This window comes from Streptomyces sp. E-08, assembly GCF_049913095.1.
Taxonomy (GTDB): Bacteria; Actinomycetota; Actinomycetes; order Streptomycetales; family Streptomycetaceae; genus Streptomyces.
In genome coordinates, this window is record NZ_CP183971.1 from 7348150 (window position 1) to 7364086 (window position 15937).

At 73.4% G+C, this 15937-nt stretch carries 18 protein-coding genes; 13 read left to right on the forward strand and 5 right to left on the reverse strand.

What is annotated here, in order from left to right; all coding sequences use genetic code 11:
- The first annotated feature begins 104 nt into the window (after positions 1–104).
- Genes ACN9MM_RS33760 through ACN9MM_RS33770 form a run of 3 tightly spaced genes read left to right on the forward strand, consistent with a single transcriptional unit; the run spans position 105 to position 1888 of the window.
- Positions 105–980, forward strand: coding sequence for a hypothetical protein (locus ACN9MM_RS33760; RefSeq protein WP_426367542.1), 876 nt, complete (start codon positions 105–107; stop codon positions 978–980).
- Between the two features lie 43 nt (positions 981–1023).
- Positions 1024–1254: an acyl carrier protein gene (locus tag ACN9MM_RS33765; protein WP_369148046.1), complete on the forward strand. Its 231-nt coding sequence runs from the start codon at positions 1024–1026 to the stop codon at positions 1252–1254.
- The gene (locus ACN9MM_RS33770; protein ID WP_426367543.1) at positions 1241–1888 is read left to right on the forward strand and encodes a 4'-phosphopantetheinyl transferase family protein; all 648 of its coding nucleotides are present in this window, start codon (positions 1241–1243) and stop codon (positions 1886–1888) included. Before ACN9MM_RS33765 ends, ACN9MM_RS33770 begins: the two co-directional genes overlap by 14 nt.
- Here the strand turns inward: ACN9MM_RS33770 and ACN9MM_RS33775 are convergent.
- Positions 1848–2546 (reverse strand): hypothetical protein, encoded by a 699-nt coding sequence (locus ACN9MM_RS33775; protein ID WP_426367544.1) that lies wholly within the window; start codon positions 2544–2546, stop codon positions 1848–1850. The genes ACN9MM_RS33770 and ACN9MM_RS33775 overlap by 41 nt on opposite strands.
- 137 nt (positions 2547–2683) lie before the next feature.
- Here ACN9MM_RS33775 and ACN9MM_RS33780 point away from each other — a divergent pair, with 137 nt between their 5' ends.
- Positions 2684–3736, forward strand: a complete 1053-nt coding sequence (locus ACN9MM_RS33780) for an AI-2E family transporter (protein ID WP_426368890.1) — start codon at positions 2684–2686, stop codon at positions 3734–3736.
- 108 nt (positions 3737–3844) lie between these two features.
- Positions 3845–5497: a glycosyl hydrolase family 8 gene (locus ACN9MM_RS33785; protein WP_426367545.1), complete on the forward strand. Its 1653-nt coding sequence runs from the start codon at positions 3845–3847 to the stop codon at positions 5495–5497.
- On the opposite strand, the gene ACN9MM_RS33790 is transcribed toward ACN9MM_RS33785, so the two are convergent.
- Positions 5474–7279, reverse strand: coding sequence for an FAD-dependent monooxygenase (locus ACN9MM_RS33790; protein ID WP_426367546.1), 1806 nt, complete (start codon positions 7277–7279; stop codon positions 5474–5476). The two genes, ACN9MM_RS33785 and ACN9MM_RS33790, sit on opposite strands and share 24 nt — an antisense overlap.
- 122 nt (positions 7280–7401) lie before the next feature.
- Here ACN9MM_RS33790 and ACN9MM_RS33795 point away from each other — a divergent pair, with 122 nt between their 5' ends.
- The 4 genes from ACN9MM_RS33795 to ACN9MM_RS33810 all read left to right on the forward strand — a co-directional run bounded on the left by ACN9MM_RS33795 (position 7402) and on the right by ACN9MM_RS33810 (position 9817).
- Positions 7402–8103: a GNAT family N-acetyltransferase gene (locus ACN9MM_RS33795; protein WP_426367548.1), complete on the forward strand. Its 702-nt coding sequence runs from the start codon at positions 7402–7404 to the stop codon at positions 8101–8103.
- Positions 8100–8792, forward strand: a complete 693-nt coding sequence (locus ACN9MM_RS33800; RefSeq protein ID WP_426367549.1) for a 4'-phosphopantetheinyl transferase family protein — start codon at positions 8100–8102, stop codon at positions 8790–8792. Before ACN9MM_RS33795 ends, ACN9MM_RS33800 begins: the two co-directional genes overlap by 4 nt.
- Positions 8793–8875: 83 nt before the next feature.
- Positions 8876–9235, forward strand: coding sequence for a hypothetical protein (locus tag ACN9MM_RS33805; RefSeq protein WP_426367550.1), 360 nt, complete (start codon positions 8876–8878; stop codon positions 9233–9235).
- Between the two features lie 78 nt (positions 9236–9313).
- The gene (locus ACN9MM_RS33810; protein ID WP_426367551.1) at positions 9314–9817 is read left to right on the forward strand and encodes an SAM-dependent methyltransferase; all 504 of its coding nucleotides are present in this window, start codon (positions 9314–9316) and stop codon (positions 9815–9817) included.
- Between the two features lie 338 nt (positions 9818–10155).
- Here ACN9MM_RS33810 and ACN9MM_RS33815 read toward each other — a convergent pair whose 3' ends face one another.
- Together ACN9MM_RS33815 and ACN9MM_RS33820 are read right to left on the reverse strand one after the other, a co-directional pair.
- Complete coding sequence (locus tag ACN9MM_RS33815; protein ID WP_426367552.1) at positions 10156–11550, reverse strand: MFS transporter; 1395 nt, start codon at positions 11548–11550, stop codon at positions 10156–10158.
- Positions 11551–11671: 121 nt separating this feature from the next.
- Positions 11672–12088 (reverse strand): hypothetical protein, encoded by a 417-nt coding sequence (locus tag ACN9MM_RS33820; RefSeq protein ID WP_426367553.1) that lies wholly within the window; start codon positions 12086–12088, stop codon positions 11672–11674.
- Between the two features lie 203 nt (positions 12089–12291).
- On the opposite strand from ACN9MM_RS33820, the gene ACN9MM_RS33825 reads away from it, so the two are divergent.
- Positions 12292–13500, forward strand: coding sequence for a serine hydrolase domain-containing protein (locus tag ACN9MM_RS33825; RefSeq protein WP_426367554.1), 1209 nt, complete (start codon positions 12292–12294; stop codon positions 13498–13500).
- 144 nt (positions 13501–13644) lie between these two features.
- Here the strand turns inward: ACN9MM_RS33825 and ACN9MM_RS33830 are convergent, their stop codons facing one another.
- Positions 13645–14235 carry an isochorismatase family protein gene (locus ACN9MM_RS33830; protein WP_426367555.1) on the reverse strand — a complete coding sequence of 197 codons (591 nt, stop codon included), beginning with the start codon at positions 14233–14235 and terminating at the stop codon, positions 13645–13647.
- A 207-nt stretch (positions 14236–14442) separates the two neighbouring features.
- On the opposite strand from ACN9MM_RS33830, the gene ACN9MM_RS33835 reads away from it, so the two are divergent.
- The 3 genes from ACN9MM_RS33835 to ACN9MM_RS33845 all read left to right on the forward strand — a co-directional run bounded on the left by ACN9MM_RS33835 (position 14443) and on the right by ACN9MM_RS33845 (position 15930).
- The gene (locus ACN9MM_RS33835) at positions 14443–14844 is read left to right on the forward strand and encodes an STAS domain-containing protein (RefSeq protein ID WP_426368891.1); all 402 of its coding nucleotides are present in this window, start codon (positions 14443–14445) and stop codon (positions 14842–14844) included.
- Positions 14837–15301 (forward strand): ATP-binding protein, encoded by a 465-nt coding sequence (locus ACN9MM_RS33840; RefSeq protein WP_426367557.1) that lies wholly within the window; start codon positions 14837–14839, stop codon positions 15299–15301. Before ACN9MM_RS33835 ends, ACN9MM_RS33840 begins: the two co-directional genes overlap by 8 nt.
- Positions 15302–15453: 152 nt before the next feature.
- Positions 15454–15930, forward strand: a complete 477-nt coding sequence (locus tag ACN9MM_RS33845) for a hypothetical protein (RefSeq protein WP_426367559.1) — start codon at positions 15454–15456, stop codon at positions 15928–15930.
- Positions 15931–15937: the final 7 nt, after the last annotated feature.

The following is a 15937-nucleotide window of genomic DNA, read 5'->3' on the forward strand; positions in this document are numbered from 1 at the left end:
CGCAGTCCGGTCCCTGATGGAGCATCAGGCGGCTTCTTCGCGTGCCGTGGTCGACGAGGACCCCACGCCTTGACTGTTCGCCCACGCCCAGAGGGAGCGATTCCATGAACACGCCCGTCTCCACGAGCGCACCCGGCACCACCGTCCTGCCGGACGGCGGCCTGAAGAGCCCCGGCCCGGGCCTGATCACACTGGACCCGGTCCGCACCGCCCTGCTCCACGGCCTGGACGATCTCCTCACCGGCCTGGCCGCGCGGCTCTCCGCCCCCGAGGTCGTCGGCCCGCCGCTGCTCTCCGTGGAGAGCCTCGCGCGGCTCGACTTCTTCCGGAACTTCCCGCATCTCGGCGTCTCCGCCGGACGGTTCGCACCCGACGCCCTCGACGGCCTCGCGGCCGGGGAGACGCCGGGCGACCTTCCGCTCCGGCCCACCGGCTACCTCCTGCCGTCCGCCACCTGCTACGGCCTGCTGCTCTCCCTGGAGGGCCGGGACGTCGGCGAGGGCGGACTGCGGCTCTCCGCGGCCGGCCGCTGCTTCCGCAACGAGACCCACTACGACGGACTGCGCCGCCTGTGGGGCTTCCACATGCGCGAGGTCCTCTACCTCGGCACCAAGCAGGGCGCGCTCGAACATCTGGAACAGGGCGCCGAGTTCGTCCAGGAGCTGGCCGGGCGCCTCGGCCTCGACCTGTCCCGGGCCGTGGCCGACGACCCCTTCTACGACAAGGGCGGCTCCCGGGCCCGCCTGATGGCGCTCGACCCCGTCAAGCACGAGTTCAGCGCCCCCGACGGCACGGCCATCGCCTCCGTCAACCGGCACCGCAACTTCTTCGGCGAGCGCCTCGACATCCGCGCCGGCTCGGAAGGCCCCGCGTACAGCGCCTGCGTCGCCTTCGGCGTCGAGCGCTGGGTGCACGCGATGATCCTCGCCCACGGCACCCCCGAGCAGGCCCTCGGCCGGCTGCGCGACGCCCAGGCCTGACCCGTACCACCGCACCCGACACAGCAAGGAGCGTCACCACCCCATGGACCCCATCGCCGCGTGGCTCCACGAGAAGAACCCCGGTCTCGACGGGCCGATCGACGCCGACGAGGACCTCATCGAGGCCAGGCTCATCGACTCCATGGACTTCCTGGAGTTCATCGACCTCCTGGAGGAGCTCTCCGGCAGCTCCATCGACCTCCAGGAGGTCACCATCGACGACTTCCGCACCATCGGCCGCGTCCAGGAGCGCTTCCTGAGTGCCGCCACGTGATCCCTCGCCGCCGGTGACGGCGGCCCTGGCCGTCGTGGCCACCACCGGGGAGGTCCTGGACCATCCCGCACTCCACGAGGGCCTGCTCGCGCCCTGGGAGCGGCGGCGGCTCGACCGGATCCGCGTGCCGGGCCGCCGCGACGACGTGGTGGCGGCCCGCCTCCTCCTGCGCCTCTGCGTCGCCCGGTTCACCGGGCTCCCGCCGGAGGACTCCGGCCCGGACCAGTTCTGTGAGGAGTGCCGGCGGTACGGGCACGGCCGGCCGTACCTCAGCCGCCGGCCCGCCCTCGGCGTCAGCCTGAGCCACGCCGACGGCCTCGCGGCGGCGGCCGTCGGCCCCGGTCCGCTCGGCGTCGACGTGGAGCCCGCGACGCGCAGGCCCGGCCCCCTTCCCGTACTGCGGCGGCTCCTGCCCGGGGCCGAGCTGCGGGAGGCGGAGGCCGGGCCGGACCCGGACGCGGCGCTGCTCCGCCTCTGGGTGCGCGGCGAGGCCCGGTTCAAGGCGGGCGGCCGGCCGGGGCTGCGGCTCCTGGAGTGGACCGACCACGACCGGGCCGCGGTGGCCGCGGTCGCCGGGACCGGGCCCGTCACCGTCATCGCATGCGGGGACCCAGTGTCCGGACCACCTCGGTGAGGACCTTCTCGCTCCAGTTCTGTTTCGACGCCGGGTACTCCCCGACGCCGTCGGCCGTGGACATGCCGCTCACCTCGAACTGGTAGGGGCCCTGGTGGCACGTGGGCCCGTCGGAGACGTCCGGCAGGAAGCAGCCGTCGGTGCCGAGCGAGGTGCCCAGGTCCCGGAACTCCTTCTTGTACGTGCCCTCGCCCGCCCGCTCGCGCGCGTCCTTGAGGTCCTCGGCGTAGTTCCGCTCGACGAGTGCCGCGTCGGCGATGGCCGTGAAGGTGACCTTGACGCTGCTGTTGTGCTCGCTCTCGTACTCGGACGGCAGCCCGAACCTGAACTCGCAGCCGCCCGCCGGGACGTCGCCGGTGGTCCCGGGCGCGGACTCGGACAGGGGGTTGAAGTTGATGATCGTGACCTTGACCGGGTCCCGCTCGAAGCCGGTCGCCTGCGGGAGTATCGCCCGGATCTCGTCGTCGCTCAGCACCTCGCAGGCGTTCGGCCACTGATCGAGCGTCAGCGAGCCGTTCGCGGCGGGCCGTGCCGCCAGCTCCGGGCCCGAAGGCTTCGCCGCGCCGAACTCCAGCGGCGGAGGTGCGCTGCTGCAGCCCGCGAGCGCGAGCGGTGCGGCCAAGGCAAGGGCGAGGTACCACCGGTTCAGTCTGGACACGTCACGTTCCCCCGAGAGTGAAGACGCCGGAATCGGGGTCCATTCTGCACACCGGACGGCCGAATGACGGGACCGGGTCGGGCGAATCCCGGCCCTCGGGCGTGGCCCGGCCGGCCCACGGTGGTACGTCGATGGCCATGCAGCCAGCCACACCCCCGACGGTCAGCCCCTTCCTTCGTACGGCCGCCGCCTACGCATGGCGGCTGCTCGCCGTCGGTCTCCTCGTCTACAGCCTGTTCGCGGTGCTCGGCCGCTTCCACGAGATCGGCGTCGCCCTCTTCCTCGGCCTCGTGATCACCGCGCTGCTGCGGCCCGTGGCCGACCTGGTCGCCCGTCGCCTGCCCCGCGGTCCGGCCGTCGCCCTCACCCTGGTCGCCGGCATCGTGCTCGTCCTCGGGGTGCTCACGCTGGTCGGTGAGGCGGTCGCGGGGCAGCGGGGCACGCTCGTGCGCGAGTTCCGGGACGGCGTCGGGCGGATCGAGCGCTGGCTGCAGCGGCCGCCGTTCCGCCTCGCCCCGGACGCGCTCTCCGGCCTGCAGTCCAAGGTCGGCGACTACCTCTCCAGTCACCGCTCGGACCTGCTCAGCACGGCGGTGAGCGGAGCCGGCCAGGTGGTCGCCGTCCTCGCCGCGCTGGCCCTCGCCCTGTTCTCGTCGGTGTTCTTCATCCACTCCGGCGACCGGCACTGGGCGTGGTTCCAGGAGCAGCTGCCGAGGTCGGTGCGCGGCCGGGTGGGCATCGGCGGACGCGCTGCCTGGAGCACCTTCACCGGTTACACGCACGGCATCGTCCTGGTGGCCGCGACGAACGCGATCCTCGTCGGCATCGCCCTCTGGGCCCTCGGCGTCCCGCTCGCGGTGCCGCTCGCCCTCCTCGAGTTCGTCGCCGCCTTCGTCCCGCTGATCGGCTCGCCGATCGCCCTCGCGGTCGCCGCCATCGTGGCGCTCGCCTCGCAGGGCCCGCTGGTGGCGGCCATCGTCATCGCCCTGATCGTGGTCATCGGCCAGATCGAGGGGCATCTGCTGCACCCGCTCGTGATGAGCTGGGCGGTGCGGCTGCACCCGCTGGTCGTGGCCATCTCGGTGATCGCGGGCTCGATCGCCGCGGGCGTCGTGGGCGCGGTGGTGGCGGTTCCGCTGGTCTCGGTCGTCTGGTCGGTCCACACGGCGCTCAAGGAGGCGCGGACCTGACGTCCCCCGTGCACGGGGTCTTGCGCCGGACGGATGGTCTCTCTACTCTCCCGGCCAATGGTTAGGAATATTTCCTAACGATTGGCCATGGAGGGAAAGGGAGTTGACATGCGTCGACGAAGCGTTTCGCTCATCGGGCTAGCGGGTCTGCTGGCGTTGCCCCTGACGGTCCTGCCACAGGCGCAGGCCGCCGACGGCCTGGTGTCCGGCGGGAAACCGGTGACGGCCTCGTCCGTCGAGACCTCGGCCTTCGGGGCGGGTCTCGCGGTGGACGGCAGCGCCACCACCCGCTGGGCGAGCGCCGAAGGGGTCGATCCGCAGTGGATACGGATCGACCTGGGCACCCGCCACACGATCTCCCGGGTGAAGCTCAACTGGGAGGACGCGTACGGCAGGACGTACCGCATCCAGACCTCCGACGACGGGTCGACCTGGACCGACGTCTACTCCACCACCGCCGGTGACGGGGCCACCGACGACGTCACGGTCTCCGGCAGCGGACGGTACGTCAGGATGTACGGCACGGGCCGCGGCACGCCGTACGGATACTCCCTCTGGGAGTTCGAGGTGTACGGCGCGCCGGGAGGCACCGGCGGGGGAGGCGGCAGCGGTCCGGCCGTCCCCTTCGGCAGCCACCTCAGGCCGTACGCCGCCGGGACCCTGAAGCCCACCGGCACGCAGTCCGCGCTCGACCAGAAGGTCGTCGACTACTACAACAAGTGGAAGGCCGCCTTCGTCCGGCAGAACTGCGGCAACGGCTGGTACCAGGTCATCTCGCCCGACGCCGACCACCCGTACGTCGCCGAGGCGCAGGGCTACGGCATGGTCGTCACCGCCACCATGGCGGGCGCCGACCCGGACGCCAAGAAGATCTTCGACGGTCTCGTCAAGTGGAAGATCGACCACCCCTCCTCGGTCAATCCGAACCTCCTCGCAGCCGAGCAGGACACCGCCTGCAAGAGCGTCAACGGCGGGGACGGCGCCACCGACGGCGACATGGACGTGGCCTACGGCCTGCTCCTCGCCGACAAGCAGTGGGGCAGCACCGGCACGTACAACTACAAGGACCTCGCGCTCAAGCACATCGCCGCCATCAAGAAGGACGAGGTCAACCCGACGACCAAGCTGCTGAAGCTGGGCGACTGGAGCGGCTCGGGCGACCAGTACTACTACATCACCCGCACCTCGGACTGGATGGTCGACCACTTCCGCGCCTTCCGCGCGGCCTCGGGCGACACGACCTGGGACTCCGTGCGCAGCGCGCACCAGACGCAGATCTCCCGCCTCCAGTCCACGTACGCCTCCGGCACCGGACTCCTGCCCGACTTCGTCGTCGACACCAACACCACGCCCAGGCCCGCCCCGGGGCAGGTCCTGGAGGACCCCAACGACGGCGCCTACTGGTGGAACGCCTGCCGCACGCCGTGGCGCATCGCCGACGACGCCGTGACCAGCGGCGACGCCACGTCCCTCGCGGCCGCCCGGAAGCTCAACGGCTGGATCAAGACGAAGACCGGCGGCGACCCGAACAAGATCGCCGTCGGTTACAAGCTCAACGGCACCCAGATCTCCTCGGGCAGCGAGGCCGCCTTCTTCGCGCCGTTCGCGGTGGCGGCGATGACCGACCCGGGCAGCCAGGCCTGGCTTGACGCCCTGTGGAACAAGATGGTGGCGACCCCGGTCGACACCAGCAGCTACTTCTCGGCCAGCATCCAGCTCCAGGTCATGATCACGGCCTCAGGCAACCACTGGGTCCCGTAGCGGGGTGTCCCGCCGCACGGACAGGGCCCTGAGATATCCGCTCAGGGCGGCGGCGGTACCCGCGAGCGGGAAACGGGCACCCAGCTGCCCGTCGGGACGGACGAGGAAACCGGTGGCGCCGTCAGGGAGGTAGAGCCGTGCGAACTCCCCGGCGGCGTCGCGGTACACGGGCAGGGACGGATCCCCGGGCCCGGAGGATCCGCCCGCCGCGCCGGTCTCGTCGGGCCGGTCGGTTCCGTCGGGCCGGTCGGTTCCGTCGGGCCGGTCGGTTCCGTCGGGCCGTTCGGATTCGTCCGGCCGGTCGGCTCCGTCCGGCCGGTCGGTTCGGTCCGGCCCGGCCGGGAGGACCGCCACGGACGGGAGACCGCCCACCGCCCGCGCCGCGGCGGCGGAGGCCGCCAGCTCACGCCCGTCCGACCCGTACAGCAGCACCACATGCCCCGGGCGCCCCCGCAGCACGTCGAGGAGTCGCAGCGGAAACGCGGCGATCGGAGTGGTCAGACCCGCGCAGTCCGGAGCCCGGTCGCCCGGCTGCGGCGCGCCCACGGGGCCGTACGGAGCACCGGAGAGCGGACCGCCCCGGTAGCCGACGAGCAACTGCGCCTCGCGGAGGAGCAGCGTCCGCCGGTCCTCGGGGTCGGCCTCGATCCCGCGCACGGCGTGCCGCACGGTCCGGCCGACGACCTCCTCGCCGACCGGACGGCGCTCGGCGTCGTACGTCGTGAGCAGCTCGGGACCCGCCTCGCCCCGCACCACGAGGGCGAGCTTCCAGGCCAGGTTGCAGGCGTCCTGCACCCCCGTGTTCATCCCCTGGGCGCCCGTGGGCGGATGGATGTGCGCCGCGTCGCCCGCCACGAAGACCCGGCCCCGGCCGTACCGGTCGACGATGCGGTGACTGATGCGGAACACCGAGGACCAGCGCAGCCCCGACAGGCGTGCCGGGCGGGGCGCGAGACGGTCGACGACCGCCTGGAGGTCGGCGAGCCCGGGGCCCCGGCCGCCGTCGAGACCGTGCGCCACCCCGTCCGGCGCGCCCGCGCCCACGTCCGCGCCTTGAGAGCCGGCGAGTTCCGGCGGGAGCTTCATCGACATCCGGTAGCGCCCGGCGCCCGGCAGCGGGATGCACACCAGCACGTCGGTGGAACCGTCGGAGGCCTTCCGGCTGGAGCGGATGCCGTACTCGTGGGGCAGGTCCCAGTCGGCGACCACGTCGCCGAGCATGTACGCCTCCTGGAACGCCCCGCCCTCGTAGGACAGACCCAGGGTCTTCCGGACGACGCTGTGCGCGCCGTCGCAGCCGATCAGGTACGGGACCCGCAGCTCCTCGTCGGCACCGGACGCCGTCCTCAGCCGCGCGGTGACCCCGTCCCGGTCCTGGGTGAAGGACACCAGCTCGGTGCCGCGCTCGATCACCGTCCCCAGCCGGGCGACGTACTGCTCCAGGAGCCGCTCCGTCTCGTACTGCGGAAGCGCGGCGAACCCGTAGGGCACCTCGGGCGGCATCGCGAGCTCGATGCGGCCCTGCTCGCGCCCGTCGGCGTAGATCATCTGCCCGCGCAGCGGCACGGCGGCCTCCAGGACCGCTCTGACCAGGCCCATCCGGTCCCAGAGCTCCAGGGTGCGCGGCTGGATCCCGACCGCCTTGGCGTACGGGAGGCGGGCCGGCAGCCGGTCGACGAGACGGCAGTGCACGCCGTGCCGGCGCAGCTCGGCCGCCGCGCTCAGGCCGACCGGGCCCGCGCCCACGATCAGGACGTCGGTGGTGGTGCGGTGGTGCGCCACGGGTGCCTCCAGCACTGGCTCGCCCCCGCCGGGTCCCCGTAGGCCATCGTCACCCGCGACCGACGGGTCGGCGAGCGGGGCCGACCGGGGGAGTGGCCCTCGCGGCCGGTACTGTCGCGGACATGCTCGAACTGATCACTCCCACCGTCCGGCTGCGCCCCTCGTGGACGGAGGCGTACGCCGAATGGCCCGCCGGCGCGCAGCAGGACGGGGCGGGGCTGCGGCTCGCCCCGGACGGCGGCCTCGACCGGCCGGAGGCCTTCTCGGCCTGGGTGGAACGACTGCGCGAGCAGGGCGACGCCACGGTGCCCGCCGCCCCGGGCCGCGTCCACGCCACGTACCTGTGGATCGTCGACGGGGACACCTACCTCGGCGCCGCCGAACTGCGCCACTCGCTCAACGACTTCCTCCTCGAAACGGGCGGCCACATCGGCTACAGCGTGCGGCCATCCGCCCGCCGCCTGGGTGTGGCGAGCCGCGCCCTCGGAGAACTCCTCCACCGGGCCCGGGACCTGGGTCTGGGGCGCGTCCTGGTCACCTGCGACGAGGACAACCCCGCCTCCGCGCGGACGATCGAACGCAACGGCGGCGTCCTGGAGGACGTCCGCACGAGCGCGTACGGAACGAAGCGGCGGTACTGGATCACAGCGCCTCCGCAGACCCCCGGGCTGCCGGTCGGGGGACCCGGCGGGCTGAACACCCACGAACTCCGGGTGTGGGGCCGTGCCCAGGGCATCGAGGTGCCGGACCGCGGCCGGTTGCCCGGCGAGCTCCTGCGCGCGTGGGAACGCGCCACCGAAGAGGCAGGGAGGAGCGCCGAATGATCGCGGACCTGCTCCCGGACGCCGTCGCCTCCGCCTGGCGCCGCGACGACACGGAGCCCGTCACCCTCTTCCCCGAGGAGGCCGCCGCCGTCGCGCGCGCCGTCCCCGGGCGACGGCGCGAGTTCGCCACCGTACGGCTGTGCGCGCGGCTGGCGCTGCGCCGCCTCGGCCTGCCCGAGACACCCCTCGCACCGGGCGCCCGCGGCGAGCCGCGCTGGCCGCAGGGCGTGGCCGGCAGCATGACGCACTGCGCCGGCTACCGGGCCGCCGCCCTGGCCAGGACCGCGGACGTCCTGTCGCTCGGCATCGATGCGGAACCCGCCGCGCCCCTGCCCGAGGGGGTCCTCGACGGCGTGTCGCTGCCCGGGGAGCGGGGCCACCTGGACGCGCTGGCCGCCCGCATCCCGGGCGTCCCCTGGGACCGGCTGCTCTTCAGCGCCAAGGAGAGCGTCTTCAAGACCTGGTACCCGCTGACCCGGAGAGAGCTCGGCTTCGACGAGGCGTCCGTCGCGTTCGAGCCGGCACCGGACCCGCGGGCCCACACGGACCCGCGGGCCCACACGGGCACGTTCACCGCCCGGCTGCTCGTCCCCGGCCCGGTGACCGGCGGCGTCCGGCGCGACCACTTCACCGGACGCTGGCTCGTGCGCGAGGGACTGGTGCTCACGGCCATCGTCCTGACCCGGTAGCAGGACGGACAGACGAACGGACGGACGGACGGACGGCGCGGGTGTGCGGAACCGGGCGGCGCCCCCCGGCGTCCGTCCCGGGCATGAGCGAGAACCCGTCACAGGAATCGCGGGACCGGGTGGAGAGCGCCGTCGGCTGCGTGCTCGCCGTCATCGGTGTCGCGGTCGCGGGCGCCTTCGCGCTGCCCCGGGCCGCGTACAGCATCGACGGCGGCTTCGAGTCGCACGCCCGGGACTGGGGCGTGATCCTCGTCGACCTGCCGCTCATCCTCTTCGCCGGTCTCGTCGTCCCCCCGCTGACCTGGGCGGCTGCCGTCCGGCGGTTCCGGCCCTGGGTGGCGGCGCTCGTCTGCGCGGCCGTCGCGGGACTCGCGCTCTGGGGTCTCGCGGCCTGGTGGCATCCGCGTCAGGGCCCGGATCCGGGGTACGGGCCCGGCATCTGACGGCCCCTCGTCACGGGGTAGCGTGCACCCGCCCGCCCCGCCGGGGCGCGGCCACCACCCCGAGAGGACGAGGGACCCATGGCGCAGGAGCACGAGGAGCAGCACACCGGACACACCCCCGGCACGGTCGTCTCGCGCCCCGTGGCGCATGTCGTCGGCGGTCGGGGCGAGGTGCGGGACGACGCGTGGGGGGACGTCGAGTCGATCGTCCGCCTCGACGCGGAGGCCTTCGGCCCCGAGGCGCTGGCCGGCCTCGACGCCTTCTCGCACCTGGAGGTCGTGTACCACTTCGACCGCGTGAGCCCCGACAGCGTCCAGACCGGCGCCCGGCACCCACGCGGCAACGAGGACTGGCCGCTGGTCGGGATCTTCGCCCAGCGCGGCAAGAACCGCCCCAACCGCATCGGCGTCTCCCGCTGCCGCCTGGTCCGCACGGACGGACTCGACCTCCATGTGCGCGGCCTGGACGCGGTCGACGGCACACCGGTCCTCGACATCAAGCCGTACATGACGGAGTTCGGCCCCCAGGGCCCGACCGAACAGCCCGCCTGGGCCGACGAGATCATGCGCCACTACTACTGACCCCCGGGCCGCTCCCCGGTGGTGAACGGGCGTACGGAACCCGAACTAGGGTTGCCCCGTGCGTGTACTGCTGGTGGAAGACGACGAGCCCGTCGCGGAGTCCCTGCGGCGCGGGGTTTCCGCCTGGTCGTGGAGCCCGTGGAGCCCGTGGACCGCCCGTGATCAGGCGCCTCATCCTCAGGCTCCTGGATCGAGTGAACGGGCCCCGAACGCCGCTGCGTTCGGGGTGCTGCCACTCTCGCCGCGCGCCGTACAGCCGCCGTACAGCCGCCGTACAGTCGCCGTACAGCGGACGTACAGCGCGCGTCCAGCGCGCGGCCAAGACTCGGAGGGAATCCTCAGCGCTTCGACGACGCCGTCGTGCGGGCCACGACGAGCAGGAAGAGTCCGCACGCCGACACGACCAGCCAGCCCGGACGCGTCGCGGCCGCGAGGCCGGCCGGGGCGGCGCCCGAGACCAGTCCGCCCGCGACGGCGATGCCGACCGCCACACCGACCTGGCGCGAGGTGGACGTGATCGCCCCCGCCACTCCGGCCCGGGACGGCGGCAGACCGCCGACCGCGGTGTTCGTCAGGGGGGCGTTGGCGAAACCGAACCCGATCCCGGCCAGCAGGAAGGCCAGCAGGATCAGCGGCACGCCCGTGTCCCCGTCCAGGCCCACCAGGCACAGCCCGCCCGCGGCGGTGAACCCGCCCGCCAGGAGCAGCGGGAGCCTGGGCCCGACGCGGCCCACCAGGACGCCCGACCACGGCGCGCACAGCGTGGCCCCCAGCGCCATGGGCAGCGTCGCGGCGCCGCTCGCGAGCGGCGTCCAGCCCCGGGCCTGCTGGAGGTAGAGGGTGCTGAGCAGCAGGGTCACGTTGAGGGCGACGAAGACCGCCGTGGCGCCGAGCACCGCCATGACGAACGGCGGCCGGCGGAACAGGCCGAGGTCCATCAGGGGCTCCTCGCGCCGGAGTTCGACCAGGACGAAGCCGGCCGCGGCGGCCGCGGTCAGCACGTAACCGGTGAGGGCCGTCGGCGACGTCCAGCCGATGCGGGGACCCTCGATGAGCAGGCCGACGGTGAGGAGGAGCACCGCCGTCAGGAGCACCTGACCCGGCAGGTCGACACGACGGGACCGCTCCCCACGGGACTCCGGCACGAACAGTGCGACCAGGACGAGGGCGAGGACCACGACCGGCGCGTTGATCCAGAACACCGCGCGCCAGCCGAACGCGGCGATCAGCGCCCCGCCGGTGACCGGGCCCGCCGCCATGCTGAGCCCGAACACCGAGGCCCAGACGCCGATCGCGCGGGCCCGTTCCCGGGGGTCGGGCATCGCGTTCACCACGATCGCCAGGGCCACCGGACTCAGCATCGAGGCCCCCACCCCCTGCACGGCCCTGGCGGCCACGAGCACACCGAGCGACGGCGCGAAGGCGCACGCGAGGGAGGCCAGACCGAAGACGACCAGCCCGTACCGGAAGACCCGGCGGCGGCCGAGACGGTCGGCGAGGGCGCCGGAGACCATCAGCAGACTGGCCATGGCCACGGTGTAGGCGTCGACGACCCATTCGAGACCGCGGGTCCCCACGTCGAGGCCCCGCCCGATCTCCGGCAGTCCCACGTTGACGATGGTGGCGTCGACACCGACCAGGAACATGCTGAGCGCGCAGACCGCGAGCACCGTCCAGCGGCGGCGCGCGCCCAGCGGGGAGGGCGGTGGGGCGGGCAGGGATGTCGTGAGCACGTGAGTTCCCCCTTCGACGAGTGCGGACGGCGTCCAGACTCGGACCGAAGGAGGCGGAGTGGCAAAGAACTTTGCGGAAACCGCAAAGCGTCGGGGGCGGTGAGACGGACGTCGGCGGCGGTCAGACGGAGAGGAAGAGGTCTCCGGGGGCGTCGTCGAGCGCGAAGCCGTTGTCGAAGCGGACACGGACGGTCAGCCGGAGCTTCCGCTCCCGATACGCGGTCCACGCCGGCTCCAGGGAGCCGACCTGCTCCTCCAGCTGCTGCCTGCTGCCCGGCGGCATCTGGTGGCCGAAGTCGTCGAGCAGTGACCTGAGCCGCTCGTACTCGCGGACCTCGTGGCTCTGCGGCCGGTCCTCGTCCACCCGCTCGACCGTGCCCTCGACGCCGGCCGCCAGGACCAGGAAGCCCGCGCCCGTGTCCGCGCCCGAGTCCGTCCCCGTGTCGGTCCCTCCGAGCGGGTCGGCGGCCGGGACCACCCGTCCCGCCAGCCGGACATCGGCCGTCAGCCTCACCCGTCGGCCCACTGTCAGTGTCATCGGTCCTTCGTCTCCAGGTGTAGGGGTCGGCCGCCATTATCCGACGTCCGGCAGCCCGGGCCGGAGGCCGTCCCGGCTCCCCGCGTGGCCCCGTACGGGTGGACTCGCCGGGCGGGCGCCGGGAGGGAGGGCCTCCGTGTCGGCCCCCGGTGGTGATGTGGGCCGTCCCGAAGCTCTCCTGACCCGGAAGAGGCGCCCCCCACATGCGACGTACCCCCTCCCGCCGCCTGTTCGCCGCGACGCTGCTCGTGGCGTCCGTGCTGGCCCCGATGACGGCGACGCCCGCCGCCGCAGTCCACGCCGTGAGCGCCGTCGGCGCCGACCGGCACGGTGAGGACGACTGTCCGCCGGGCGGACTCGGTCCCGAGCTCACCGCCCGGCTCGACAAGGCGATCGAGGACGTCCGCAAGCAGGCCGGCATCCCCGGCGTCGCCGTCGGCCTCTGGATGCCGGGGCAGGGCAGCTACGTCCGCGCGACCGGCGTCGCCGACAAGACCACCGGCGAGCCGATGTCCACCGACGGCTACGTCCGCATCGGCAGCGAGACGAAGACCTTCACCGTCACCGCGCTCCTCAAGCTCGTCGACGACCACCGGATCGGCCTCGACGACCCGATCGCCCGCTACGTCCACGGCGTGCCGAACGGCCACCGGATCACCCTGCGCCACCTCGCCGAGATGCGCAGCGGCCTCTTCCCGTTCACGTCCGACCCGGACTTCATCCACGACCTGCTCAGCGACCCGCAGCGCTCCTTCACCCCCGAGGAGTCGCTCGCGTACGGCTTCAAGCACAGGAACACGTTCAAGCCGGGCGCGAAGTTCGAGTACTCCAACAGCAACCTGGTGCTCCTCGGCCTGGTGGTCGAGAAGGTGACCGGACAGCCCCTCGACGGCTTCCTCCGCAACCGGGTGCTCCGGCCGGCCCATCTGCGCCACACGTTCCTGCCGAGCGGCCCCGAGTTCCCCGAGCCGCACCCCCGCGGCTACACGAACCAGACGCTCAGCGGCGCGGTCGCGGACAGCACCGACTGGAACCCCAGCTGGGCCTGGGCCGCCGGGGCGATGATCTCCGACCTGCACGACCTGCGGCACTGGGCGAAGACCCTCGCCACCGGGGAGCTGCTCAGCCCCGAGACGCAGGCGCAGCGCATGAAGACCATCCCGACGGGGGTCCCGGGCCTCAGCTACGGCCTCGGCATCTTCGACGCCAACGGCTGGATCGGGCACAACGGCTCGATCCCGGGGTACGAGACGGTGACGGTGTACCTGCCGGAGCGGGACGCCACGCTCGTCATCATGATCAACACGGACATCACCAGCCAGGGCCAGGAGCCGTCGACGCTGCTCGCCCGCGCGATCACGGCGGTCGTGACGCCGGACCACGTCTACGACGGGGCGGTCCAGCCCCGCTAGCCCGACCGCCCCGCGCCGCGCCCGACCGCCCCGCGCCAAACGCCCGCGCCCGACCGCCCGCGCCCGCCCGACCGACCGACCGCCCACGCGGGCGGTCGGTCGGGCGTCGCGGGCGGGGTGCGGGACCGCGTGGGGGCCGTGGCGTCAGGCGAGGACCACCGGTGTGCCCGTGAGTTCGACGCCCGCCGCGCGGAGCTCGTCGAGCGCGGCCCCCGTGGTCTCGGCCGTGACGCCCGCCGTGTAGTCGAGCAGCACCCGCACGTCGAAGCCCGCCCGGGCACCGTCCAGGGCCGTCGCCTTCACGCAGTGGTCCGTCGCGATGCCGACGACGTCCACCCCGTCGACCTCGCGCTCACGCAGCCACTCGCCCAGCGGCGTACCGCTGTCCGTGGCTCCCTCGAAGCCGCTCTTCGACGCGGAGTGCGCGCCCTTGAAGAAGACCTCGTGCACCTCGCCGGAGTCGACGACGGGCGCGAACTCCGGGTGGAACTCGCCTCCTTCGGAGCCGACGACGCAGTGCACGGGGAAGGAGTTCTCGAAGTCCGGGTCGTCGGAGAAGTGGCCGCCGGGGTCGATGTGGTGGTCGCGTGTGGCGACGACGTGCGCGTAGTCGCCGTCGGCGCCCCGGATGAGATCGGCGATGGCGACGGCCCGTCCGGCCCCGCCCTTCACGGGGACGTTGCCGCCCTCGCAGAAGTCCTTCTGTACATCGACGACGATCAGGGCACGGCGCACGGCAGCGGCCTTTCCTCGGTGGTGGGAATGTCCTCCGTATGCTCCCGCCGCCGACGGCCGCCGGCCGGGGCGCGCGCCCGCCGTTCACTCGATCGGGATCACGAACGCCCTGGTCACGGCCCAGCGGAGGTCAATTGTGGCCACCTGTCCGAAACTGGGTGGGAAGAGATGGCGTTGCCGAGCGGTGCGAGGAGGTGGGCGGTGTCCATGGACGCCGACGACGGCAGGGAGGACCGGTTCGCCGTCCGGGTCGCGGCCGGGGCCGGGACGTCCGACGCGGTGGTGGTCCTCGCCCTGCGCGGCGAACTCGACCACGACACGGTCGGCCCGCTGGGCGGAGCGCTCGACGACCACCCCCGGGCCCGGCGGGTCGTCGTCGACTGCTCGGGCCTGACCTTCTGCGACTCGACCGGCCTGAACGAGCTGCTGCGGGCGCGTCTGCGGCTGCGGGAGACCGGCGGGCGCCTGGACCTCGCCGGACTCCGCCCGCCGGTGGAACGGATGTTCGAGATCACCGGGGCGGTGAGGGTCTTCCGCGTGTACGGGGACCTGACCGAGGCGCTGGCCGACGAGGCCGGCCCAAGGGACGGCGAGGAGGTCCATGGCTGACGGCGCGGCCGGGCCGCCCCCGGGCCAGGTCCGCAGGCTCGTGCTGCACGGGTCGCGCGGGGTCGTCTCGCGCTGCCGGGACTTCACGGCACGGGCGCTGGCCGACTGGGGCTGGATCCCGGCGGACGGCGAGGAGGCGGAGGAGCGGGTCGAGGACGTCCTGCTGCTGGTGTCGGAGGTCGTCACCAACGCCTGTCTGCACGCGGGGGGCCCCGAGGAGCTGGTCCTGAGGCACGGGGACGGCCTGCTGCGCGTCGAGGTGTACGACGCCAGCCCGGAGCACCCGCACATCCGGGTCCCCCGGTCCGCCGCCCTGCCCGGCGGCCACGGCCTGCTGGTCCTGAACCGCCTCGCCGGCGCCTGGGGCAGCCGGGACAAGGGCCCGGGAGCCGTGGGCAAGGTGGTGTGGCTGGAGATCGGCGCGCCACCGGGACGGGGGAGGGGCGGGGCGGACTAGGGGGTGGCGGACCACTGCTCCGACCGCCGAGTTGAACGCGTTCAATATCTCTGCCAAGGTGTCCGTCGACGGCTCACCCTGGACGGTGCGCCGATGCGGGCCGAGGGCGGGAGAGCAGGGTGGCGGGGGGACGTGGGCCGGGAGCGTGGTGGGTGCGCCTGGGCGGTCTGATGGTGGTGGTGACGCTCCTGGCCGCGTGCGCCGGTCCGTACCAGTACTACGAGGGAACAGGGCTCCACGACGCCACGACGGCCGAGGTCGCCGGAGCGTGGGAGAACGTCGAGGGGACCCGCGTCGTGCTGCGCGGCGACGGAACGGCCCTTCTCGACAGGCTCGACGGGCAGGACTTCGACTTCGAGGACGGCTGGCGTCTCTCCGGTACGGGAACCTGGCGACTGGCCGACGATGACGGCGGGCAGGTCGTGCGGCTCGCGCTGACCGCCCGGACGCGCGTCGCGATGCGTCCGGGCCTGACGGCCGCGGACCCCTCGGCTCCTGAGCCCCCGTCGACGTACGCGTGGTCCTTCTATGTGGACCGTGACGAGCGCGACGCGTTGGTGTTGTTCTTCTTCTACGGCGATCCCGACATCGGGAACACCTACGTGATGGCGCGCGAGACCACGGCGTAGCCGTGCG